22 protein-coding genes are annotated in these 22,550 nt (G+C 66.9%); 11 read left to right on the top strand and 11 right to left on the bottom strand.

Annotated elements, in window-relative coordinates:
- Positions 1-61 precede the first annotated feature (61 nt).
- Genes efeB through efeU form a run of 3 tightly spaced genes read right to left on the bottom strand, consistent with a single transcriptional unit; the run spans position 62 to position 3,539 of the window.
- Positions 62-1,399, bottom strand: coding sequence for an iron uptake transporter deferrochelatase/peroxidase subunit (gene efeB / locus GORHZ_RS29040; protein WP_006339597.1), 1,338 nt, complete (start codon positions 1,397-1,399; stop codon positions 62-64).
- Entirely contained in the window at positions 1,396-2,607 is a 1,212-nt protein-coding gene (gene efeO / locus GORHZ_RS29035) for an iron uptake system protein EfeO (RefSeq protein ID WP_006339594.1), read from the bottom strand. Before efeO ends, efeB begins: the two co-directional genes overlap by 4 nt.
- The gene (gene efeU / locus GORHZ_RS29030; RefSeq protein WP_006339591.1) at positions 2,604-3,539 is read right to left on the bottom strand and encodes an iron uptake transporter permease EfeU; all 936 of its coding nucleotides are present in this window, start codon (positions 3,537-3,539) and stop codon (positions 2,604-2,606) included. The genes efeO and efeU overlap by 4 nt, the downstream gene beginning before the upstream one ends.
- Before the next feature lie 250 nt (positions 3,540-3,789).
- On the opposite strand from efeU, the gene GORHZ_RS29025 reads away from it, so the two are divergent.
- The 5 genes from GORHZ_RS29025 (at position 3,790) to GORHZ_RS29005 (ending at position 8,287) form a co-directional block, all read left to right on the top strand.
- Positions 3,790-4,548: a lytic transglycosylase domain-containing protein gene (locus GORHZ_RS29025; protein WP_006339589.1), complete on the top strand. Its 759-nt coding sequence runs from the start codon at positions 3,790-3,792 to the stop codon at positions 4,546-4,548.
- Between the two features lie 134 nt (positions 4,549-4,682).
- The gene (eno, locus tag GORHZ_RS29020) at positions 4,683-5,966 is read left to right on the top strand and encodes a phosphopyruvate hydratase (RefSeq protein ID WP_006339587.1); all 1,284 of its coding nucleotides are present in this window, start codon (positions 4,683-4,685) and stop codon (positions 5,964-5,966) included.
- Between the two features lie 187 nt (positions 5,967-6,153).
- A complete protein-coding gene (locus tag GORHZ_RS29015) occupies positions 6,154-6,687 on the top strand; it encodes an FtsB family cell division protein (RefSeq protein ID WP_006339585.1) in 534 nt (177 codons plus the stop codon).
- Entirely contained in the window at positions 6,684-7,196 is a 513-nt protein-coding gene (locus GORHZ_RS29010; protein ID WP_006339584.1) for a DUF501 domain-containing protein, read from the top strand. Before GORHZ_RS29015 ends, GORHZ_RS29010 begins: the two co-directional genes overlap by 4 nt.
- A complete protein-coding gene (locus tag GORHZ_RS29005; RefSeq protein ID WP_083877481.1) occupies positions 7,193-8,287 on the top strand; it encodes a Ppx/GppA phosphatase family protein in 1,095 nt (364 codons plus the stop codon). The genes GORHZ_RS29010 and GORHZ_RS29005 overlap by 4 nt, the downstream gene beginning before the upstream one ends.
- A 90-nt stretch (positions 8,288-8,377) precedes the next feature.
- Here the strand turns inward: GORHZ_RS29005 and GORHZ_RS29000 are convergent, their stop codons facing one another.
- From GORHZ_RS29000 to GORHZ_RS28980, 5 genes are all read right to left on the bottom strand, one after another.
- On the bottom strand, positions 8,378-8,896 hold the full coding sequence (locus tag GORHZ_RS29000) for a DUF4395 domain-containing protein (RefSeq protein WP_006339582.1): 519 nt from the start codon (positions 8,894-8,896) through the stop codon (positions 8,378-8,380).
- Between the two features lie 69 nt (positions 8,897-8,965).
- Positions 8,966-10,792: a DNA helicase RecQ gene (gene recQ / locus GORHZ_RS28995; protein WP_006339580.1), complete on the bottom strand. Its 1,827-nt coding sequence runs from the start codon at positions 10,790-10,792 to the stop codon at positions 8,966-8,968.
- Between the two features lie 158 nt (positions 10,793-10,950).
- Positions 10,951-11,322, bottom strand: a complete 372-nt coding sequence (locus tag GORHZ_RS31345; protein ID WP_006339579.1) for a hypothetical protein — start codon at positions 11,320-11,322, stop codon at positions 10,951-10,953.
- A gap of 37 nt (positions 11,323-11,359) precedes the next feature.
- The gene (locus tag GORHZ_RS28985) at positions 11,360-12,565 is read right to left on the bottom strand and encodes a fatty acid desaturase family protein (protein WP_006339578.1); all 1,206 of its coding nucleotides are present in this window, start codon (positions 12,563-12,565) and stop codon (positions 11,360-11,362) included.
- A gap of 2 nt (positions 12,566-12,567) precedes the next feature.
- A complete protein-coding gene (locus GORHZ_RS28980) occupies positions 12,568-13,644 on the bottom strand; it encodes a ferredoxin reductase (protein ID WP_006339577.1) in 1,077 nt (358 codons plus the stop codon).
- A 173-nt stretch (positions 13,645-13,817) separates the two neighbouring features.
- Between GORHZ_RS28980 and GORHZ_RS28975 the strand changes: the two genes are divergently transcribed.
- Positions 13,818-14,501, top strand: a complete 684-nt coding sequence (locus GORHZ_RS28975; RefSeq protein WP_040533976.1) for a TetR family transcriptional regulator — start codon at positions 13,818-13,820, stop codon at positions 14,499-14,501.
- A gap of 235 nt (positions 14,502-14,736) precedes the next feature.
- Entirely contained in the window at positions 14,737-15,603 is an 867-nt protein-coding gene (locus GORHZ_RS28970) for a serine hydrolase (RefSeq protein WP_040534005.1), read from the top strand.
- A gap of 22 nt (positions 15,604-15,625) precedes the next feature.
- On the opposite strand, the gene GORHZ_RS28965 is transcribed toward GORHZ_RS28970, so the two are convergent.
- Complete coding sequence (locus GORHZ_RS28965; protein ID WP_006339574.1) at positions 15,626-17,035, bottom strand: YibE/F family protein; 1,410 nt, start codon at positions 17,033-17,035, stop codon at positions 15,626-15,628.
- A gap of 45 nt (positions 17,036-17,080) precedes the next feature.
- On the opposite strand from GORHZ_RS28965, the gene GORHZ_RS28960 reads away from it, so the two are divergent.
- A complete protein-coding gene (locus tag GORHZ_RS28960) occupies positions 17,081-17,584 on the top strand; it encodes a mycothiol transferase (RefSeq protein ID WP_006339573.1) in 504 nt (167 codons plus the stop codon).
- Positions 17,585-17,668: 84 nt separating this feature from the next.
- Complete coding sequence (locus tag GORHZ_RS28955) at positions 17,669-18,601, top strand: LLM class F420-dependent oxidoreductase (RefSeq protein WP_040533975.1); 933 nt, start codon at positions 17,669-17,671, stop codon at positions 18,599-18,601.
- A gap of 18 nt (positions 18,602-18,619) precedes the next feature.
- On the opposite strand, the gene GORHZ_RS28950 is transcribed toward GORHZ_RS28955, so the two are convergent.
- Positions 18,620-19,384 carry a neutral zinc metallopeptidase gene (locus GORHZ_RS28950; protein ID WP_006339570.1) on the bottom strand — a complete coding sequence of 255 codons (765 nt, stop codon included), beginning with the start codon at positions 19,382-19,384 and terminating at the stop codon, positions 18,620-18,622.
- A gap of 180 nt (positions 19,385-19,564) precedes the next feature.
- Here GORHZ_RS28950 and GORHZ_RS28945 point away from each other — a divergent pair, with 180 nt between their 5' ends.
- Together GORHZ_RS28945 and GORHZ_RS28940 are read left to right on the top strand one after the other, a co-directional pair.
- Positions 19,565-20,005: a hypothetical protein gene (locus GORHZ_RS28945; protein WP_006339569.1), complete on the top strand. Its 441-nt coding sequence runs from the start codon at positions 19,565-19,567 to the stop codon at positions 20,003-20,005.
- Positions 20,006-20,010: 5 nt separating this feature from the next.
- Complete coding sequence (locus GORHZ_RS28940; protein WP_040534003.1) at positions 20,011-20,850, top strand: alpha/beta hydrolase; 840 nt, start codon at positions 20,011-20,013, stop codon at positions 20,848-20,850.
- Positions 20,851-20,968: 118 nt separating this feature from the next.
- Here GORHZ_RS28940 and GORHZ_RS28935 read toward each other — a convergent pair whose 3' ends face one another.
- Positions 20,969-22,393: an aldehyde dehydrogenase family protein gene (locus tag GORHZ_RS28935; protein ID WP_006339564.1), complete on the bottom strand. Its 1,425-nt coding sequence runs from the start codon at positions 22,391-22,393 to the stop codon at positions 20,969-20,971.
- Between the last annotated feature and the right edge of the window lie 157 nt (positions 22,394-22,550).

Below are 22,550 nucleotides of genomic sequence, written 5' to 3'. Positions count from 1 at the left end.
AAGAACATTCGGATCGCGACGGGGAGCGCGCAGGGGAGCGCCCGGGGGCGAGGGGGAGTGTCTACTCGAAGAGGCGCTGACCCCACCATTCGCCGTCGCCGAGGCCGGGTGGCACCGCGAACAGCGACGATCCGTTCGGTATGAGGTACTCGGTCATCGCATCCTGCCGCGACAACACCTGCTGCATCGGCACGAACTGGGTGCCCGGGTCCCGGTTGAAGGCGATGAAGAACAGGCCCGCGTCCAGATGACCGAAACCGTCGGAACCGTCCGTGAAGTTGTAGCCGCGCCGCAGGATTCGCACTCCACCGAGGTTGTCGGGGTGTGCCAGCCGGACATGTGCGGTACGCGGGATCATCGGGGCGCCGAAGGACGTGATGTTGAAATCCGGTTCGTCGAACTCGTCCTTCTGGCCCAGGGGTGCGCCGCTGGCCTTCAGACGTCCGACGATCTGTTCCTGTTCGAGGAGGTTCGCCCGGTCCCACGGCTCGATGTCCATCCGAATCCGTCGAGCGACGAGATAGGTCCCCCCCGTCATCCACTGCGCGGCAGTGGGATTGTCGTCCTTGCCGACCCACACCCAGCGATCGAGCAGTTCGGTGTCCTCGGCGCGTAGGTTGGCGGTGCCATCCTTGAACCCGAACATGTTCCGTGGGGTGTCCTGCGACTTGGTGGTCGAGGAGGTCCGCCCGAATCCGAGCTGCGACCAGCGCACCGCGACGACCCCGGTACCGATCCGGGCCAGATTGCGGATGGCGTGCACCGCCACCTGCGGGTCGTCGGCGCAGGCTTGGATGCAGATGTCACCGAAGGACCGGGCGGGTTCGATGCGCTCCGCGGTGAATGCGGGCAGGTCGGTCAACGCCGCGGGTTTGCGGTCGGCGATGCCGAAGCGGTCGCCCCGATCGGGGGCTGACGCACTCGGTCCGAACAGGCCGGGCCCGAATCCGATGGTGAGCGTGAGTCGCGAAGCGTGCAGACCCAGCGCCTCACCGGTGTCGGCGGGCGGTGTGTAGTCACCGAGGCCGGTCGCACCGTCGGGCACGGTCTCCTCGCCGAGGGTCATCCGTTCGGCCGCGTCGGTCCACTTCTTGAGCATCGCGATCAGATCCGACCGGGAATCGGTGATCACGTCGAAACTGGCGAAGTGCAGGCGATCCTGCGCGGCGGTGATGATGCCGGACTGCCGCTCGCCGCGGAAGGCGACCACCTGTGACTCGGGGCCGATATCTCGCGACGCGGCGGCATGACCGACGGCGACACCACCGGCCGCGGCGGCGGCGACACCGGCACCCGCGCCCCCGATCAGCAGAGCGCGACGGGAGAAGCCACGGCGGCGTCGTTGACCGCCGTGCGGGTTCTGCGGCGAGTCCGGTTGCATCGGGGTCGTCTCGGTCATTGCTGCAACACGATCCCGGGCACCTGCGAGAGCGACGCCGACAGGGCGTCGATCTTGTTCGACAGATCCTTGCGTGCCTCGGCGGAGACCTCGGTGTAGGACACGTAGCCGTCGCCGCGCTGGAACTGGTTGACCGCGTCACGGACTTCGGCGAACTGTGCGGTGATCTTGTCCATCAGTTCCGGGCTCTTTGCCGAGATGATCGGCTGCATGGTGGCGATCGCGGTCTCGGATCCGTCCACGTTCGCCGCGAAGTCGTACAGGTCCGCGTGCGAGTAACGGTCCTCCTCGCCGTCGACCTTGGTGGCCGCGACCTCGTCGATCAGGGCCTGCGGGCCGGACACGAACGAGCGGGTCTCGAACTCGAAGTCGGCCTTGCTCACCTCATCCTTGAGTCGGGTCACGTTCGCGAGCAGTTCGTCGGCGATCGGGTCGATGGCGGCCTTGGTGTCGGAGGCGTTGGCGTGGGCGGCATCGGCGGGCGCCACCTGGCCGGGGTCGTCACCGATGTCGGACGCCTGCGGGGGCCACAGGTAGCGCTCGAGACGATGGAATCCGGTGAAGGCCAGGGAACCGTCCTCGGTGTCGTCCCACCGCATGTCGATCGCGGGGTCGAGATCGGCGAAGGATTCGGCGACCGGCTCGATGCGCTCATAGGGTGTGCGCACCAGACCGAACTGATCGCGGGCGGCGTCGAGATTGCCGCTCTTGATGTTGGTGACGAACGTCTGGGTCTGCGCCACCAAGGTGTTGAGCTGGTTGCCGACGTAGTCGAGATAGGCCACCTTCGCGGCGTTCACATCCTCCGGATCCTGCGACTTCTCCATCGCCTCACCGCTGACGGTCAGCTCCTGCCGGATTCCGGTGCCGACCATGCCCGGCTTGCAGGCGACGGTGTAGGTGCCGGGATCGACGATCTCGACGGTCAGGTTGCCGGTCACGCCGGGACCGATGTTCTCGACCTCGCCGAGTACGCGATTGTTGTCGCCGTACACGTAGAACTCGGTGACCTTGGTGCCGTTGTTCACCACGGAGAAGTCGACCTCCCCGGTCTGGGTCTCGGTACTCGCGAGGTCGCACGCCGACTCGGTCGACGTGACCTCGATGGCGCCCTCGGCCCCGGCCTTCGACGTGCACCCCGCGAGCAGGATCGGGGTGGCGACGGTCAGTGCGACCGCCGCAATCGACGTGGTGATACTGCGATTCACCTGGTGGTCCTTTCAGAGGTCGGCTCCAAGGTCGCCGGAGCGGGTGTGGGTGAGGTCTGTTCGGTCGTGTGGCTCGCCGAGGCGGTGCTGCGCCGGTTCGCGCGCAGGAACACCGTGAGCACAACGGCGACGTAGACGACCCAGGCCACGACCTGCAGCACCGACGGGTCGGGCCGGAAGTTGAAGATGCCGGCCAGCACCGTGCCGTACCAGGACGCTTGGTCGTAGTGCGCGGAGACGTCGAAGGCGGTGTTGTTCAGGCCGGGCAGCCAGCCGACCGTCTGCAGGGCGTGGACGCCGTAGGACAGGATGCCGGCGGCGACGACGATCAGGAAGATGCCGGTGTAGAGGAAGAACCGGTGGAAGTCAAGGCGGACGGCGCCCTGGTAGAGCAGCACGGTCAGGCCGACGGCGACGAGGACCCCGAGGATCAGCCCGATCAGCGGCCACAGTCCGCCGGAGACGCTCTCGGCGTAGCCCACCATCAGTAGCGCGGTCTCGAAACCTTCGCGGCCGACCGCCAGGAACGACAGCCCCAGCACCGACGCGCCTCCGGCCACCAGCGCGTGGGACATACTGTCCTTGAGATCCGACGAGATGTGCGCGGCCGCCTTACTCATCCACAACACCATGAAGGTGACGATCGCCACCGCGACCAGCGAGGCGACACCGGCAATGGTTTCCGCGGCCAGCGGGGTCATCGTCGACGTGCCCAAGTGGATGACAAGAAAGATGACGATCACCATCGCGACCGCGATCCCGACACCCGTCCAGATCCACTTCAGGGCATCGCGTCGTCCCGCCTTGGTCACGAACGCGATCAGGATCATGACCACGATGCCGGTTTCGAGGCCTTCGCGCAGTCCGATGAGTCCGCTCCCGAACATCTGCGCAAAAACCGAGGGTGCGCCACCCGAAGCGAGAAACTCCATGTGTCCTGTCCTGATCGTCGATATCCGCGGCTGATTGAGGTGAGGGTTGGATTACCTATTCATTTTTTGGTGAGGCTAACCAAGCGAGACTAACGCCCTCGTGCCGGGAACCGAAAGTGGGTCCGCGAAGTTGAGTGTCTGATTGGGGTCGAAAGACCCGGGCATGGGATGGTGGGACCGGTCGCCTCGCCGCGGAGGGCACTCGTGCGGGTCGTCGGTGCCGGGTTACGTCAGGGGAGTGTGAAGCAGGATGGGTGTCGCGCGCGGGGCGTCGTGGGGACGTGCACTGTCCGTCGGTGTCGTCGGACTGACGACGGCGTTCACTGTGTCGGCATGCCTGGACCTGCCGTCGTTGCAGCGTCCCGACATCCCCGACGGCCTCCCGCCGGGGGCCGGTGCACCTGTGCCCTACATCAACATCAATGCCCCCGGCCGGACCGCGGAGCTGCTGCGTGACTGGGCCCGCCCGATCTCGGAATCCACGGGGATTCCGCTGATCGCGCTCGAGGCCTACGGAAACGCCGCCGAGATCGAACGCCAGCAGCACCCGGAATGCGGTATCGCTTGGACGACGATCGCGGGCATCGGGGCCGTGGAGAGCAAACATGGCACCCATCACGGAACCGGCATCGCCACCAACGGTGATACGTCCCCACCCATCCGCGGGGTCGCCCTCGACGGCACACGTGGGAACATGCGCATCCACGACACCGACGGGGGGAAGATGGACGGCGACGCCGTACACGACCGGGCGATGGGGCCGTTCCAGTTCATCCCGGAGACCTGGCAGCGCTATGGCGTCGACGCGAACGGCGACGGCCGGCCCGACCCCGACAACCTCGACGACGCGGCACTGTCGGCGGCGCGCTACCTCTGTGTGTCGTCGGGCGGTGACATGACCACACCGCAGGGGTGGGAGAAGGCGGTGCAGGTCTACAACAACTCGATGGCCTACGTCATCGACGTCCGCGATCGCGCCAACGCCTACTCGATCAACGTTCGGTACTGACGCCTCCCGTCGGAGCGACCGTGGCCGAAAACGGCCTTGCCACGTGCGCCCGGCGGGCAACGATTAGGCTTTCCCTCGTACCTGTCGGCGCAGTCCAAGACGCCGACCCGTCCAGGTGAAAAGGGGCAAGAGCTGTGGCAATGATCGAGCAGGTCGGTGCGCGCGAGATTCTCGATTCCCGGGGCAACCCGACAGTCGAGGTCGAGGTGGTCCTCGACGACGGCACATTCACCCGCGCCGCGGTCCCGTCGGGCGCATCCACCGGTGAACACGAGGCGGTCGAATTGCGCGACGGCGGTGACCGTTACAACGGTAAGGGCGTCACCAAGGCGGTCGAGGGTGTGCTTAGCGAACTCGCGCCGGCAGTCATCGGTCTCGAGGCGGAGGACCAGCGGCTCGTGGACCAGGCGCTGCTGGACTGCGACGGAACCCCGGACAAGGGACGCATCGGCGCCAACGCCATTCTCGGTGTGTCGCTGGCAGTCGCCAAGGGCGCGGCCGAGTCGGCCGGTCTGCCGCTGTACCGCTACCTCGGCGGTCCCAACGCGCATATCCTCCCCGTGCCGTGCATGAACATCATCAACGGCGGTGAGCACGCCGACAATGGCATCGACTTCCAGGAATTCATGGTCTGCCCGGTTGGTGCACCCACGTTCAAGGAAGCCCTGCGCTGCGGCGCCGAGGTCTATCACGCCCTCAAATCGGTTCTGGGCAAGCAAGGTATGAACACCGCGCTCGGTGACGAGGGCGGATTCGCGCCGGACCTCCCCAACACCGACGCGGCGATCTCTGTGATCGGCGAAGCGGTCGGCAAAGCCGGATATGACTTCGGCAAGGACGTGGTCATCGCCCTCGACGCTGCCGCCACCGAGTTCTACTCCAACGGGGTCTACAAACTCGAGGGCAAGGACTATTCGTCCGACGACATGATTCCGTACTACGAGAAGCTGATCGCCGATTTCCCGATCGTCTCGATCGAGGATGGCCTGGCCGAGGACGACTGGGAGGCCTGGGCGAAGCTGACCGAGGCCGTCGGCGACAAGGTCCAGCTCGTCGGCGACGACCTGTTCGTCACCAACCCGGAGCGCCTCGAACGCGGCATCTCCGAGGGCGTGGCCAACGCGCTGCTGGTCAAGGTCAACCAGATCGGTTCGCTGACCGAGACGCTCGACGCGGTTGCCTTATCGCACAACAACAGCTACAAGACGATGATGAGCCACCGGTCCGGTGAGACCGAGGACACCACCATCGCCGACCTCGCCGTCGCCTGCGCCTGTGGACAGATCAAGACCGGTGCGCCGGCCCGAAGTGAGCGTGTCGCCAAGTACAACCAGCTGCTCCGCATCGAGGAGGGTCTCGGAGACGCGGCGCGGTACGCGGGAGACCTTGCCTTCCCGCGTTTCGCCTTCGGTTCGTGATTAGCTTGACCCCATGACATCGGGTCGTGGGGCGTCGAATGGACGGCGTCATCGGGGTCGGGCGGACCGGCGTGCGAGCACGCGCGGTCACGCCCGTCCCCGGTCGCCGGGGGCCCGGTCGGGACCGGCACGTCCCGCTGCGGACCCGGTCACAGAGACGGGCGAACACGAGGTCCACGCCGATGACGTGGACCTCGTCGAGTTCGACGAGGCCGATCAGGTCGATGAGGCCGATCAGGTCGATGAGGTCGCTCCGGGTTCCGACGGCGGCGGGGACGGTGAAGTGCGGGCGCCGCGGGTACGCGACCGTCGTCTGCGCGGATCTCGATCGTTGTCGACGCGGTGGGAGATGCTCGACGCGAAACGGGCGATCGTGCTTGCCCTGGTAATCAGCGTCGTCGCACTGACACTGGCCATGCCCGTGCGTACCTACTTCGCCCAGCACGCAGAGTTCGACCAGCTCCGCGCCAGCAACGATCAACTCCGCAGCGAGGTCACGGATTACCAGCAGAAGGTCAACGAACAAGGTGACCCCGCCTACATCGAGGCGCAGGCGCGTGAACGCCTTCAGTTCGTCCGGCCCGGTGAGACGCCGCTGGTGATGATGTTCCCCGGTGACGACGCACGGCGGGCCGCGCAGCAACGCGCCGAGGAATACGCGCGCAACCCCTGGTACGGCAACCTGTGGGAGTCCGTGGCGAACCCCCCGAACGCACAGTGAGCGTTTCACCGACCGACCTCGAGACGATCGCCGCGCAGTTGGGCCGCGAGCCCCGCGGCGTGATCGAGGTCAGCTACTACACACCCGATGGTCAGCCGGCGGTGGTCAAGACCGCTCCGCGGCTGCCCGACGGCACGCCCTTCCCGACGCTGTACTACCTGACCGACCCGCGGCTGACCGCGGAGGCGAGCCGCCTCGAATCGGCCGGTGTGATGAAGACGATGACGGCGCGACTGGCCGACGACCCCGACCTCGCCGCCGCCTATCGCCGTGCCCACGAGTCCTATCTCGCCGAACGCGATGCCATCGAATCGTTGGGCACCGAGTTCACCGGCGGCGGGATGCCCGATCGGGTCAAGTGTCTGCACGTGCTGATGGCGCACTCGCTGGCGAAGGGCCCCGGGGTGAACCCGCTCGGCGACGAGGCGGTCGCGCTGGCCGCGGAGGGCGCGCTGCGGGGGACCGCGATCCCACAGGACTGGCCGACCTATCCGGACGAGGCACGATGACCGTCGTCGGTGCCGTCGACTGTGGTACCAATTCCATCCGCCTCCTGGTGGCCCGCGCCTCTTCCGCTGGTGGAGTAGTCGGCACTTCTGCCGCTGATCGAGGTGCGGCTCGTTCCGCTGATCGAGTGGCTGACGAGCGCAGCGAGGAGGCGTCCCCTTCTGCTGATCGAGTAGTCGACGAGCCCAGCGAGGAGGCGTATCGAGATCACCCCCCACCCCACCTCGTCGACATCCACCGCGAGATGCGGGTCGTACGGCTCGGTCAGGGCGTGGATGCGACCGGTGAGTTCGCCCCCGAGGCGATCGAGCGGACGCGCGCGGCCCTCGCCGACTATGTCGACATCATGGTCTCCGCGGGCGTCGAGCGAGTGCGGATGGTCGCGACGTCGGCGACCCGCGATGCCGCCAACCGCGACGACTTCTTCGCGATGACCGCCGACCTGCTCGGGCGCGTCGTCGAGGGCGCATGCGCCGAGGTCATCACCGGCGACGAGGAAGCCCGGCTGTCGTTCCGCGGCGCCGTCGGCGAACTCGATCCGGCGAGTGGACCTTTCGTGGTCACCGACCTCGGTGGCGGCTCCACGGAGGTTGTCGTCGGCGATGCGCAGGGCGTCACGGCGGCCCATTCGGCCGACATCGGCTGTGTCCGCCTCACCGAACGATGCCTTCCGTCGGATCCGCCCACCGAAGCGGAGATCACGGCAGCGCACGATTTCGCCCGCACGCGACTGGCCGAGGCGTTTGCGACGGTGCCGGTGGAAGGCGCGCGGACCTGGGTGGGTGTTGCCGGGACGATGACGACGCTGTCCGCCGTGGGCGCAGGATTGACCGCCTACGATCCGGAGGTCATCCACCTGTCCCGGATCTCGCTCGGTGACCTCGACGCGGTGTGCCATCGACTCATCGGGATGACCCGCGCGGAGCGGGCGGCGCTCGGTCCGATGCATCCGGGCCGCGTCGATGTGATCGGAGGCGGGGCGCTGGTGACGATGGAGTTGGCGCGGGTCCTACGGGACCGGACCGCAATCACCGAACTGGTCGTGAGCGAACACGACATCCTCGACGGGATCGCGCTTGGTCTCCTCGACTGAGCCCCGCACCACCACCAGCATCTGTCTCACGACCATGCTGGCAGACGGTGGACGACCGGAACCGTGGGGGAAGAAGTCTCGGCGACCGTCTCAGGCGGCCGCCTGCTGCTGCTCGGCCGGTAGACGCAGCGACAGGTTGTTGCACGCTTCGCACACGGTCTCCGGGATGATGCCCTTGTTCTGCAGGAACCCGAAGGCGACACATCCCAGGCAGAGACCGAAGACGCATTCGAGGGTGGCTGCGACGATGAGCAGACCGACGACGATCTGCGCGGCGAGTCCGAGACCGAACAGCGACAGCACGAGGGCGGTGCTGCTGAAGACCAGTCCGACCGACTGGGCGAATCGTTTCGGCGGCCCGGGCACCAGCTTGGTCTTGCGCCAGATCTTCGGGGCGATCACCCGCACCGACAGCTGCCCGAACGGTGAGAACCGCGGCCCGGCCATCACCCGCAACAGGAATCCGACGGCGAGCATCGCGTACACGACGGGCTGGTTCACCGCGATCGCCACGATCGCGAGCACGATCACCAGGCCGGCGGTGGACCGGGCCGCGTACTCGTTGACCGGGTTGGGGAACGTCAGCGCCGACGGCAACGAACGGGACACCTGGAGACCTCCTGCAAAGACAACCTCACAGAGGTTAGTCAGTACAAACGGCCAGGACAAACCTTTTACTCATGCTGATTCGAATGCCGCGATCGTGGCCAGGACGGCGTCGCCGTACTGTTCGAGCTTCGCGTCACCGATGCCGGACACACTGCGCAGCTGCGCGGCGCTCTCCGGGCGTCGGGTGGCGAGTTCGCGCAGCGTCGCGTCGTTAAACACCACATACGGCGGCACCCCGCGCTGCGACGCCTCGGCCTTGCGCCAGGTGCGCAGGTGCTCGAACAAGCCGCGGTCGGCGTCGGGGAGCTCGGCCGCGGCTTTCGTCGAGCGTCCGCGGGTGGCCGGCGACCGCGCCGGATCGGTGCGCAGCATCACCGTCGTCTCACCGCGTAGCACCGGCCCACTCTTCTCGGTGAGCACCAGCACCCCGTAGTCGCCGCGGGGTTCGACGACCCCGGTGGCGACCAGCTGCCGGATCACGCTGCGCCAGGCGGCGGCGTCGAGGTCGGCGCCGATGCCGTAGGTGGTCAGCCGGGTATGGCCGCGTTCGCGGATACGCGCGGTGTCGGCGCCCCGCAGGATGTCGATCAGGTGCCCCGCCCCATAGGGCGGATCGCCGAGATCGCGCTGCAAACGCACCATCGTCGACAGCAGTTTCTGCGCCGGGACGGTACCGTCCCAGGTCGCCGGCGGATCCAGGCACGTGTCGCAGTTGCCGCAGGGCGCTGCCTCCTGGCCGAAGTACCGGAGCAACTGCACACGGCGGCAGTCGACGGTCTCGCATAGCGCGAGCATCGCGTCGAGATGTTGCTGCTGAACCCGACGATGCTGCGCGTCGCCGTCAGACTGGTCGATGAGCCGCCGCTGTTGCATCACGTCGGCCAGACCGTAGGTCATCCATGCCGCCGACGGCAGGCCGTCGCGCCCGGCGCGCCCGGTCTCCTGGTAGTAACCCTCGACGCTCTTGGGCAGATCGATGTGGGCGACGAAGCGCACGTCGGGTTTGTCAATGCCCATCCCGAAGGCGATGGTGGCGACCACCACCACACCGTCGGCACGCAGGAACCGTTCGAGGGTCACCTGCCGCAGACGACGGTCGAGCCCGGCGTGATACGGCATGGCGTCGATCCCGTTGGCCACCAGGAACTCCGCGGTTGCCTCCACCGATTTCCGGCTGAGCGCGTAGACGATGCCGGTCGCCGGCCTACCCTCGACGACCCCCTCGGAGCGGATGAAGTCGAGGAGTTGTCGTCGCGGGTCGGTCTTGGTGACGATCCGGTAGGTGATGTTGGGACGGTCGAAGTCCGCGACGAAGTGCCGGGCACGCTGCAGGTGCAGGCGGTCGGTGATCTCGTCGTGGGTGCGCTGGGTCGCCGTCGCGGTCAGCGCGATTCGCGGCACGTCGGGCCAGAGCTCGGCGAGGTCGCCGAGGGCGAGATAGTCGGGCCGGAAGTCGTGGCCCCACTGCGACACGCAATGCGCCTCGTCGATCGCGAAGAGCGCGATCTTACCCTGGGACAACAGGTTTCGGGTCCCGGCGGTGTTCAGTCGCTCCGGTGCGACATAGAGCAGATCGAGGTTGCCCGCACGGAACGCGGACTCCACCTCGGCGCGTTCCTCGGGCATCTGGGTGGAGTTGAGGAAGGCCGCCCGGACACCGAGGTCGCGCAGCGCCGCCACCTGGTCGGCCATCAGGGCGATCAGGGGGGAGACGACCACCCCGCAGCCCTCCCGAACCAGTGCGGGCACCTGGTAGCAGAGGCTCTTACCGCCGCCGGTCGGCATGAGTACGACGGCGTCACCGCCGCCGACGACGTGGGCGACGATCTGCTCCTGATCACCCCGAAACGACTCGTAGCCGAACGTCGACCGGAGCACCTCCCACATGTCGGACATGGGCCCAACGTTACTGGCCGGGTGCGTCAGGGCCTGGGTATGGCTGGTGGCGACGGCAGATGTGTACGGGACAAGGTACCGCCGCGCACATCCGCCGTTGTCCAGCCCACCACGTCATGTGTCGGGACGATCACGTGCCCGACGGCTGGTCGGTTGCGTCAGGTCTGTTCGCCCGGCAACTCGCCGATGTCCACAGGTTCTTCCGGGACGATGTCCGCGCTGAGCAGGGCGACCTGGTCGACGGCCGGTATCTCGCCGAGGTCGACAGGATCGCCGATATCGTCGATGTCGGGCTCGCCGTCCTCGATGAGGTCGATCTCCTCGACCTCGACGATGCCCCGCTCCTCGTCGTCACGGGCCCGACGCGCAGCGTCACGCATCTCGATACCGTCGGTGACCAAGTCGCCGATCTCGCGTGCCACCTCGGCGACCGCGCCGGTGATGATCATGGCGATCCGTCCCACATGAGTTGCGGTCGACTCGACCAGCTCCTGGACGAGGTCTTTGTTGCGTTCGAAGCTGTCCACCATGACTCCGTATTCTGCCATCGTCAGCGGGTCCGCGCCGTCACGCCGCCGCCGGCTTGCGCCGTTCGACGGTCACGACGAGGTCGTTGTCGTCGCGGGTCATGAAGTTGGGCAGCGAGAGCTTGGCGATCTTCTTCCAGGTCGATCCGAGCTGATGCGACAGCGAGCCGGTGTTGTAGGGCAGGCCGTAGCGTGCGCAGATCTCGCGGACCTCGCCGGCCATCTCCGGGTAGCGACCGGCCGGGATGTCGGGGAACAGATGATGCTCGATCTGATGCGAGAGATTGCCGCTCATGATGTGGAACAGGCGCCCGCCGGTGATGTTGGCCGATCCCAGCATCTGCCGCAGATACCATTGGCCGCGGGTCTCGTCTGCGCATTCCTCCGGTGTGAAGGTCTGTGCGCCGCTGGGGAAGTGGCCACAGAAGATGATCGAGTAGGCCCAGACGTTGCGGATCAGGTTGGCCGTCGCGTTGCCCAGCAGGGTCGGGACGAACAGCGGTCCGGTCAGGGCCGGGAAGACGACATAGTCCTTGAGCACCTGGCGGCGCGCCTTGCGCCACATGCCCTTCACGAGGCCCTTGACGTCATGCCATTTGCGTTTGCCGGCGATGATGTTCTCGGTCTCGAGGTCGTGCAGCATCACCCCCCACTCGAACACCAGCATCAGTCCGGTGGCGTAGGCGAGATTGCCGAGGTAGTACGGATTCCACTTCTGGTCGCGGGCCATGCGGAGGATGCCGTATCCGATGTCGCGGTCCTCGCCGAGAATGTTGGTGAACGTGTGGTGCATGTAGTTGTGGCTGTGCCGCCACTGGTCGGCCGGGCACACGTTGTCCCACTCGAACTGGCGCGAGTTGTAGGTGTCCTCGCGCATCCAGTCGTATTGGCCGTGCATCACGTTGTGCCCGATTTCCATATTGTCGAGGATCTTCGACACCGAGAGCGCGCCGACGGCGGCGAGCCACGCCGGCGGGAAGAAGCCGAGATACATCAGGCCGCGGCCGGCGATCTCGAATCCGCGCTGGGCCCGGATGATCGAGTACAGGTAGTCGCGATCCTGCTGTCCGAGGTCGGCGACGACGCGGGCACGAAGGGCGTCGAGGTCGCGGCCGAGCGCCTCGACCTGCTCGTAGCTCAGCGTGATGTGTTTGGGATCGGCGTCGTGCTCGACGAGTAGGCCCGTCAACGGTGTGGTCGTGGCGTCGGCGGGGGCGGGCAGGTAGGTGCGGGTGGTGATGGTCATGGCTATACCTCGATTTCCACATCGCCGACGGGAGCGTTGATGCACAGCTGGATCCGCTTGTCGGCTTCGGTGTTGGTTTCGCCGGTCAGCACGTTGCGGGTGCAGCCGGATTTCTTGATGGCGTTACAGGAGAAGCAGATCCCCATCCGGCAGCCGGAGTCCGGGCTCAGCCCGGCGGATTCGGCCTGGTCGAGGATGGTGCGACCGTCGTTGGTCGCGGATCGGCCGGAGCGCAGGAAGGTTAGTTCTCCGTCGACCGGAGCGTCCGGATCGATGGTGATCGGTGCGGCGAGTGTGAATGCCTCGCTGTGTAGCGGTTGCGTCATGCCCGTCTCGTGGTGGAACCGGGTGACGGCGTTCATCAGAGCCGGCGGCCCACAGACGAACAGGTGCGCGTCGTCGAGATCGGGGATGTCGGCGAGATGCGCGGCGGTGAAGTGATCGGGGTCGTCCCCGCGGGTGTAGTGCATGCGTAGGTCGATGGTGGGATGCGCGGCGTCGAGCGCGACCAGTTCGTCGCGGTAGGCGACGTCGGCGCGCGTTCGTGCGTAGTGCACGAAGGTGATCTGTCCGGTGTAGTGTTCGGCGACGAGTGTTCTTACCATCGAGAGTACGGGTGTAACCCCGCTGCCGCCATTCAAGAAGACCGCCGCCCGGGGACGTTCGGTGGGGAGGCGGAACTCACCCATGGCCGGACTCAAGCCCAGCACCATGCCCACGCGGGCATGCTCGCGTAGGTATGTCGAGACGACGCCGTTGTCGTGGGCGGTGATGGTCAGCTCGAGGTCGCCGCCTGGGCGCGCGGCATTGGCCGGGGAGAAACACCGGGTGTGCCGGACACCGTTGATCACAACGCTGAGCTGTACATACTGTCCGGCCTCGTGTCCGGTCCACTGTCGTGTCGGCCGCAACGTGAGGCGGACGGTGCGGTCGGTCGGGTGGTCCACGGCGATGACCTGCGCGCGCAGGTCGCGCCAGGTGAGCATCGGGTCGATCAGTTCGAGATAGCGATCGACGGGGTGGGGGGTCAGGGCTGCCTCGACAATCGAACCGACGAGGTGTGGCAGTCGGATACCCATGATGTGCTCCGTTTGTGGTCTGTTGCATTCAGTGAACAGATGTACACGAAACAGTGTGACACAGTGACGCGGCGTGGCGTCAAGACGAATCCGCTGTGACGGCAGTCACTGAATTGTCAGGGCGACGGGGAGGCGGCGGCGTCATCGCCGGTGGGCGCACTTACACTCGTTTCGTGACCAGGTCTCGGAATCCTTCGCGTTCGCGCGCCTCGCGTGCCGCCGCGGAGTCGGAGACCCGGGCCGAACGCAAGAACCGGACACGGCAGGCGTTGCTCGACACGACGATGCAACTGGTGGCCGACCGAAGTTTCGCCAGCATCAGTCTCCGGGAGGTGGCGCGTGGTGCCGGCATCGTGCCGACCGCGTTCTATCGGCATTTCGCCTCCATGGAGGACCTCGGCGTGACCCTCGTCGAGGACTCGATGCGCGTTCTGCGGCGCACCCTGCGGGACGGGCGGCGCGATCTGGCGGCCCGGCAGGCATTGCCCACCGCGCAGAATTCGCTCGCCATCCTGCTGCGCCATGTACACGACAACGAGGCGCAATTCCGATTCCTGGTGCGCGAACAGCATGGTGGGATCGCCGAGATCCGTCGCGCGATCGACACCGAATTACGTTTGTTCTCAAAGGAACTCGCGATAGATCTATCGCGCCTGCCCGATCTTGCGCAATGGCAGCCCGAGGATCTCGAGGTGGCCGCCGAACTGATCGTGACGATCATGCTGACCGCCGTCGCCGACCTGCTCGACAACGACTACCGCGGGCCCGGCGTGGAAAGCGAGATCGTCGAACGCACCGAACGTCAGCTGGTGATGGTGTTCCTGGGTATGGGGCGCTGGCGGTCTCGGGAGGATTGACCGCTCACCGATCCCGCCCCGAAAACCTCACCGGTGAGAGTCGCTGAGTGCAATGTGTCGATGGCGCGGCCCTGCGGTGATGTTTTCGGTGCGCGTGCTCCGGGGAACGCGGCCGATTACTACAGATTCGCATCGTCGCTGGTAGCCGACGGGCGGTCACCGTAGTCTTCCTGTTGCAGAAGTGACTCAGGAGACAAAAGTGACTCGTTCGAAATGGATCGTCGGTGTGGTCTCGATGACGGTGGTGTGCGGCGTCGTGTTCGGCGGCGGGTCCGCCGCCGCCTCACCCTCATGGTGGCCACCGCAACTGCCGCCGCTTCCGCCCGAGGTGTCGCGGTTCTTCGAGCCGCCGGTCACGATGGACAAGAAGCTCACCAAGAGCTTCGCCGTGCTCCAGAAGTCCATGCGCAAGTCTCTGCCCGGAAAGGTCGGGCTGGCCATCGTGCCGATCGGTTCCGACCGGGCGGTCACGATGGGGAATCTGAAATCGGGTCGTGCGTGGTCCACGCTGAAGGTGCCGGTGTCTCTGGCCGCCCAGCGCAAGAACGGGTACCGGGTCGCGGCGATGGAGGACAAAGCGATCATCTTCTCCGACAACGACGCGGCGGGTGAGTTGTGGGGTTCGCTCGGCGGGGGACAGGCGTCGGTTGCGGCGGTCACAAACGTGCTCCGTGAGGGCCACGACAGCCGCACCCGGGTGAGTTCGGAGGTCGACGATCCGCCGTCCTACCCCGGTTACACGCCCTGGGCGCTCTCCGATCAGGCTCGGTTCGGGGCCCATCTGCCCTGTATGCCCGGAACCGAGGACCTCATCCGCCTGATGAGCCACGTGGCGGCGAATCAACAGTGGGGCATCGCCAAGATGTCACGCAGCCGTGGAGTGGTGACCGCGGTCAAGGGTGGCTGGGGTCCGGCGACATCGACGTCGCCGGGTTACCTCGTGCGCCAACTCGGCATCATCACCACCAATCGGGGACAGGTGGCGGTTGCCATGGCCGCGATGCCGCGCAGCGGGTCGTTCGGTGATGGCACCAGGATGCTCAACAAGGTCGGTGGCTGGCTCGAACGCAATCTCGCAGGCCTGCCCGCGGGACGCTGCTGATCAACCCTCGACCCTGGTCGGATCAGTCGTCGGACCGGGCATGTCGTGCGGTCGGCGTCGGCGAGGTGGAACCGTGTGCGGGTTCGACCTGCGGTTGTGTCGGCACTTCGGCTCCCGCGGGTTGTGCGAGAGCGGCCGCGATGACGGTCGTCAGGGGCACCGACAGCGCGATGGCGATGCCGCCGACGAACGATCGCGCGAGCTCCACCGCCAAGGCGTCGGTGGTGAGCAGCGACGCGAACGGCTGCTGGGCCACCGAGAACAGCAGCAGAAGTGGCAACGCGCTGCCGGCATAGGCGAACACAAGGGTGTAGACGGTGCTCGCGATGTGGTCGCGGCCCACCCGCATCGCGGCACGGAAGGTGGCCAGCCGGGTCGGTTCACCCGCCGCCGCGAGTTCGAAGGCTGCCGACGCCTGCGTGATCGTGACGTCGTTGAGCACACCGAGGGTGCCGATGATGAATCCGGCCAGCAGGAGCCCGTCGACCGAGATCGTGCCCGAGTAGACCTGCAAATTGGTCGTCTGGTCGCCCGACAGACCGGTCAGGTGCATGGTGTTGATCGCCAGCCAGCTCAGTACCCCGGCGAGCACGAGCGACGTCAACGTCCCCAGGAGCGCCGAACTCGTTCGCAGGCTTACCCCATGCGCCAGGTAAAGCACGACGAACAGGATCGCGGCCGACGACACGACGGCGACGGCCACCGGTGGCTCGCCGTTGAGGATCGCCGGCAGGGTGAACACGCCCAGTACGAGGAATGCGAACGCCAGGCCGATGATCGAACGTAGACCACGCCAGGCGGCCACCATCACCACCGCTCCGACGAACAGCAGCGCCCATACCAGCGTCGGGACACCCCGCTGGAAGTCGAAGAAGGTGTAGCGACTGTTCCCGTAGGGGCCGGGGAGCGTCGTGAGTCGGATCTTGTCGCCGATCTCCAAGGTCGGCTGCCCGGCTTGCGGCTGATCGGGTGCCTCGGTGCTCATGACGGCGCCCGGCTCCGAGCCGGATTGGGCGGCGTTGGTCGGCACCTCCAGCAGGGTGTGGCGGCCGGTGTCGGGACCGCTGTCGAGCTGAACGGTGCTCAGGATGCAGGGTCCGCTCGCGCCCTCGATCTGGAATACCGGACTGTCCTGCACCGTGCCGGCCAGCGGATTCAGACACGCGGCCCGCGTCTGTGACACCACATGCCCGTCCACCGTCTCGATCGGGCCCCCGTCGGCCGCCCGGAACTGCAGGGGGATGGCGTGCTCGCCGTCGCCGGAGGGCCACAGTACGACCGTCCCCACGACGACCCCGACGCCGATGATCGCGAGGCTCACGATCACGAACCACTTGGCGAACGGGGACAGGACGGCGGGGATCTCCGAGAGATGATGGGAGTGCCCGGAACGGGGATGGGCGGACCGGCGTCGGTTGCCTGGATGACTCACGTCGACACCCTATGCGGTTCGGGATCCGGAGACCATAGTGGATGTATGAGATCAATCGACGTACTCATCGACGGCTTCGGGCGGGTGTCGGAGAACGTGCATGCGGTTCTCGACGGCATCACCGCGGAACAACTGGTGTATCGGCCGGGTCCCCGGGCGAACACGATCGCCTGGCTGATCTGGCATCTCAGCCGGGTGCAGGACGCGCAGATCGCCGATGTCGCGGGCACCGAACAGCTCTGGACTTCGGCGGACTTCTTCGGTCGGTTCGGCCTACCGTTCGAGGCAACGGCGTCGGGGTACGGCCAGACCGCCGAAGAGGTCGCCCAGGTGAAGGGGATCGACCCGGCACTGCTGGCCGAGTATTACGACGCCGCACACGCGGTCACCGTCGACCATCTGGGCGGACTGTCGGACACCGATCTCGATCGGGTGATCGACGAGCGGTGGAATCCTCCTGTGACACTGGGTGTTCGGCTGGTGTCCATCCTCGACGACGACGTCCAGCACGTTGGCCAGGCCGCCTACGTCCGGGGGCTGCTCGACTGATCTGCGCGTCCGCGGGCGACACGCAGTCGGACCGTGCCGTGAACGATATCGGCACGTCCCCCGAGGTGGCGTAGGTTGACAGACGTGGATCTACGCGTCTTCATCGAACCCCAGCAAGGTGCCACCTACGACGATCAACTGCGGGTGGCCCAGGCCACCGAGGCGCTCGGTTTCGACGCGTTCTTCCGGTCGGATCACTATCTGGCGATGGGTGTCGACGGTCGGCCGGGCCCCACCGACTCCTGGTTGACCCTGGCTGCGCTGGGGCGCGAGACGTCGACGATCCGCCTCGGCACCCTGGTGACCTCGGCGACCTTCCGTCATCCGGGTGCCCTGGCGATCGCGGTCGCGCAGGCCGACCAGATGAGCGGTGGTCGTGTCGAGTTGGGTTTGGGTGCAGGATGGTTCGAGGCCGAGCACGCCGCCTATGGCATCCCGTTCCCGTCGGTCGGTGAGCGGTTCGACCGGCTGGAGGAATCCTTTGAGATCATCACCGGACTCTGGGAGACGCCGTCGGGTCGCACCTTCGACTATCTGGGCGACCACTATCGCATCGCGAACTCACCGGCGCTGCCGAAGCCCGCGCAGTCGCCGCGCCCGCCGATCATCGTCGGCGGGCTGGGTAAGCAGCGCACACCCGCACTGGCCGCCCGATTCGCCGACGAGTTCAACACGGTGTTCATGCCGGTGCACGCGGCCGCCGAGCAGATCGGCCGGGTGCGCGCGGCGTGCGCGCGGGCCGGCCGGCGGCCGGGGACGATGACCTTCTCCTCGGCGCTCGTATTGTGCTGTGGCCGAACCGATGCCGAACTCGCGCGTCGGGCCGAGGCGATCGGTCGCGACCTCGGTGAGATGCGTGAGGTGGGTGCCGCCGGAACACCCGACGAGGTGGTCGAGAAGATCGAGGCCTACCGCGAGATCGGTGCACGGCGCATCTACCTGCAGGTGCTCGACCTCACCGATCTCGACCACCTGGACCTGGTCGCAAAGGAAGTCGTCCCGAAGCTGATCCGCTGATCGACCGCCGGCGGCGTCCTACGGCCCGGCCGGGAACGTCGGCGTGCCCAGCAGTCGATTGCACGCCGTCGCGCCCTGGAGGTAGCCGGCGTCGAACGCCGATTGGCGCTGCTGCGCGGAACCGTGACCGAGTCCTCCGGCGGCCGCGCGCAGCAACCCCTGGGCACCCGCGCGGGCCGTCGCAGCCAGCATGCCCTCGTCGACGAACCAGCGCAGCGCCATGCCGGCCCAGCAGTCCGCGGACAGTTCGAGTGGAAGGAGTCGGTGGCCGTCGAACGAGAGCGTGATGGCCACCGGGTCGAGGCCGGCGCGTTCGTGGACGCCGTGGGCGGATTCGTGGGCCAGAGCGGTCACCGTCGTCACGTCGTCGCTCAGCAGCATGAAGTCCTGGGACGGATAGACAAAGGTGCGGTGGTCGCAATGGTGCAGCCCGAGGCCGAGCTTGCCCGCCGCACCGAAACCGCAGATCCCGCCCGTCGTCGAGCTGCGCCACAGACCCGCGCCGACCGGCGCGACGAGCACGGTCTCGCGCACCACGTCACCGAGTCCCATCCGTCGCATCCAGCGCTCGGTGAGGTGCGCGGCGCAGCTGACCGAACGAACGCCGCCGTGATCGCCGCAGGCGCCCCGATCGGGGGTCACGTGGGTCGTCCCGATCGGTGCGGCCGTGGCCGGCGAGATCTGGGCGAACACGATCGACGCGAGCACGGCGAGGGCACCGATCGTGACCCTCGCCGCAACCCGTGTCGTGCGTGCTCGGTCGGCCGACCGCGGTCCGGCCATCTGGGTCCTCCTGCTCGATCGTGGTCGCCGACGAACCGCCGAGCGTGCCGACGTACCGATGTGTCGATGAGTTGATGGTCGGTGAGCGATGACGGGCCCGCACCACGATTCCGGCAGGATCATCCGAACGGATGCGGGCAGACCGTCAGCGTCGGGGCGACGACAGTGAATAATCGAGACATGGCCGACAAAGTTATCGGGAATCGGGGAATCGGTAATCAGGGCGATGTCTATGGGGGACGACCGCCCGAACGGCAACGTTTCAAGAAGCTCGCGCAGGCGGCCCTCAACGCCGACATGACCGTGGATCAGATCGAGGCGATCCTCTCGGATATGAGCGACGTCCTCGTCGACATGAACAAGACGATCGGTGGTCTCGACGGTGCCATCGAGAGCCTGGACACCACCATGAACAGGATCTCCGGGACACTGGATCAGGTGGACAAGACCGTGGTCACGATGACCGACGTGGTCGATCGGCTCGAGAACATCGTCGGACGGGTGGAGGCGCTCGTCGGGATCGGGGAGGCGGCGCTGCGCCCCATCGGGGCCATCGAGGGCGCTATCGAATCGGCGGGCCGCACTCTGGCCTCCCGACTGGGATTGGGGAATGGACAGTGAGCAACCTGAAGATCGAGGAGCGCACGTTCCGGGGACGGCACGGCGAACAGATCACCTACGACGTCTTTGCGCCCGAGGGTGACGCGGTGCGGACCGTGGTCATCGCTCACGGGCTCGGCGAGCACGGGCGGCGTTACCGTCACGTCGTCGAACGACTGGTGGACGCCGGTTCGGTGGTGGCGGTGCCTGATCATCTGGGGCATGGCCGATCGGGTGGCAAGCGGCTGCGGGTGCAGCGGTTCTCGGATTTCACCGACGACCTCGACACCGTCATCACCGAGGTCGCCGACGAGCGCCGCCCGACCTTCCTCATCGGGCACAGCATGGGCGGCTGTATCGCCCTCGACTACGCACTCGATCACCCCGACCGACTCTCGGGGCTGATCCTGTCGGGCGCCGCGGTGGCGCCCGGCGCGGATCTGTCGCCGATCATGATCAAGCTCGCGCCGCTCATCGGCCGCATCGCACCCGGCCTACCCACCACGGCACTGAGTTCGGCGAGTATCTCCCGGGATCCGCAGGTGGTCGCCGATTACGATGCCGATCCGCTGGTAGTGCGCGCCAAGATCCCGGCCGGACTCGGCGGCGCGATGCTGGCCACGATGCGGTCGTTCCCGGAGCGGCTTCCGACACTGCACATGCCGCTGCTGATCCTGCACGGCAGCGCGGATGCGCTCACCGATCCGGCGGGCAGTGAGATGGTGGCGCGGCTGGCCGGGTCCGACGACAAGTCGCTGATCGTCTACGACGGCCTGTACCACGAGATCTTCAACGAACCCGAGCAGGATCGGGTGCTCGACGACGTGACGGGCTGGCTGGCGGCCCGGACGCCGCCGGCGGCGTAGCGCCGCGAATGATCCGTGTGCACGAAGGCCCCCGCGGGTACCGACGCAAGGCGTCGGTACCCGCGGGGGGGCCGTTCTCGAGTCGTGTCCGGGCCGTGAGAGGGTGAGCCCGGGTCGCTCAGGCGCCGTATCCGAGCAGCGACTTCACCTCGAGGAACTCGTCGAACGCGTAATCGCCCCATTCGCGTCCATTGCCGCTCTGCTTGTACCCGCCGAACGGGGCAACCGGGTCGAGCTGAGCGCCGTTGAGGGAGATGGATCCGGCACGGATACGCGAACCGACGTCGCGGACGGCGTCGACGTCCTTTCCTGACACGTAGCCGGCCAGCCCGTAATCGGTGTCGTTGGCGATCTCGATCGCGTCGTCGAGTGAGTCGTAGCCGATCATCACCAGCACCGGGCCGAAGATCTCCGTGCGGGCGATCTCCATGTCGTTGGTGACGTCGCGGAACACGGTCGGGCGCACGTAGTAGCCCGTCGGCAGGTCGTCGGGGCGGCCGGGACCACCGAAGACGGGCTTGGCACCTTCGGCGATTCCGCGTTCGATCAGGCCCTGGATCTTGGTGAACTGCGCCTCGGACACCACCGGGCCCATCCGGACGCTGCTGGTCGGATCGCCGACAGTCAGGGTGGGCGCCACCGACAGTGCAGCCTCGGCGGCCTCGTCCATCCGGGACGCGGGCACCAGCATCCGGGTCGGTGCGTTACAGGACTGCCCGGAGTTCATCATCATGGCGGCGACACCACCGGCGACGTTCTTTGCGAAGTCCTCGTCGTCGAGGATGATGTTGGGGCTCTTGCCGCCGAGCTCCTGCGCGACCCGTTTGACCGTCGGCGCCGCATTCTTGGCGACCTCGATGCCGGCGCGGGTGCTGCCGGTGAACGACACCATGTCGATGCCGGGGTGGGTGGCGAGCGCGGTTCCGACACCGGGACCGTCACCGTTGACGAGGTTGAAGACACCGGCGGGAACTCCGGCGGCGTCGAAGATCTCGGCGACGATCGCCGCACTGAACGGGGCCACCTCGGACGGCTTGAGGATCATCGTGCAGCCGGTGGCCATCGCCGGGGCGACCTTGCACATGACCTGGTTGAGCGGCCAGTTCCACGGCGTGATGAACCCGCACACGCCGATCGGTTCCTTGACGATGCGCGAGCTGCCGCGGTCCTCGCTGAAGCTGAAGGCCGGCAGCTGCGCAGCGGCGGTCATCAGGTGAGCCAGACCGATGGGCACCTGGACGTTGCCGGACAGACCGCTCGGGGCGCCCATCTCCTCGGTCACCGCGGCAGCCAGATCGCCCATCCGCTTCTGGTACTCCGCGACCACGGCATTCAGCACATCGACACGCTCGTCGACAGTGGTCTTGCTCCAGGTGGCGAAAGCCCGGCGGGCGGCGTCCACCGCGGCATCCACGTCGGCAGCCGTGCCCAGTGCGACATGTCCCGCCGCCTTCTCCGTGGCCGGATTGATCACGTCGACGATGTTGAATTCGGCCGGTTCCACCCACTGGCCGTCGATGTAGAACTTGGTGATTTCGCGCATGTACTCGTTCCTCCGTCTCGTCATGGTGTTGCCACCCCATGTGTCGTCCACCACACTATGCCGATTCGCGCCGGGTCCGCGATGCAGTGGGGAAACCCCTGTTGTCAGATTAACGTCTCGAATTGAGACACGGAACGGGTTGGGTCCTCACCGTGGA

This window comes from Gordonia rhizosphera NBRC 16068 (assembly GCF_000298195.1).
In the GTDB taxonomy this organism is placed as follows: Bacteria; Actinomycetota; Actinomycetes; order Mycobacteriales; family Mycobacteriaceae; genus Gordonia; species Gordonia rhizosphera.
Note: the sequence above shows the minus strand (reverse complement) of the source record. Positions and strands in the feature narration are given on the sequence as shown.

What these genes read in the sequence shown, in the direction of transcription:
- efeB (WP_006339597.1), bottom strand. Translation starts at nt 1,399, where the DNA reads ATGACCGAGACGACCCCGATGCAACCGGACTCGCCGCAGAACCCGCAC.
- efeU (WP_006339591.1), bottom strand. Translation starts at nt 3,539, where the DNA reads ATGGAGTTTCTCGCTTCGGGTGGCGCACCCTCGGTTTTTGCGCAGATG.
- GORHZ_RS29025 (WP_006339589.1), top strand. Translation starts at nt 3,790, where the DNA reads ATGGGTGTCGCGCGCGGGGCGTCGTGGGGACGTGCACTGTCCGTCGGT.
- GORHZ_RS29005 (WP_083877481.1), top strand. Translation starts at nt 7,193, where the DNA reads ATGACCGTCGTCGGTGCCGTCGACTGTGGTACCAATTCCATCCGCCTC.
- recQ (WP_006339580.1), bottom strand. Translation starts at nt 10,792, where the DNA reads ATGTCCGACATGTGGGAGGTGCTCCGGTCGACGTTCGGCTACGAGTCG.
- GORHZ_RS31345 (WP_006339579.1), bottom strand. Translation starts at nt 11,322, where the DNA reads ATGGTGGACAGCTTCGAACGCAACAAAGACCTCGTCCAGGAGCTGGTC.
- GORHZ_RS28985 (WP_006339578.1), bottom strand. Translation starts at nt 12,565, where the DNA reads ATGACCATCACCACCCGCACCTACCTGCCCGCCCCCGCCGACGCCACG.
- GORHZ_RS28980 (WP_006339577.1), bottom strand. Translation starts at nt 13,644, where the DNA reads ATGGGTATCCGACTGCCACACCTCGTCGGTTCGATTGTCGAGGCAGCC.
- GORHZ_RS28970 (WP_040534005.1), top strand. Translation starts at nt 14,737, where the DNA reads ATGACGGTGGTGTGCGGCGTCGTGTTCGGCGGCGGGTCCGCCGCCGCC.
- GORHZ_RS28960 (WP_006339573.1), top strand. Translation starts at nt 17,081, where the DNA reads ATGAGATCAATCGACGTACTCATCGACGGCTTCGGGCGGGTGTCGGAG.
- GORHZ_RS28950 (WP_006339570.1), bottom strand. Translation starts at nt 19,384, where the DNA reads ATGGCCGGACCGCGGTCGGCCGACCGAGCACGCACGACACGGGTTGCG.
- GORHZ_RS28945 (WP_006339569.1), top strand. Translation starts at nt 19,565, where the DNA reads ATGGCCGACAAAGTTATCGGGAATCGGGGAATCGGTAATCAGGGCGAT.
- GORHZ_RS28935 (WP_006339564.1), bottom strand. Translation starts at nt 22,393, where the DNA reads ATGCGCGAAATCACCAAGTTCTACATCGACGGCCAGTGGGTGGAACCG.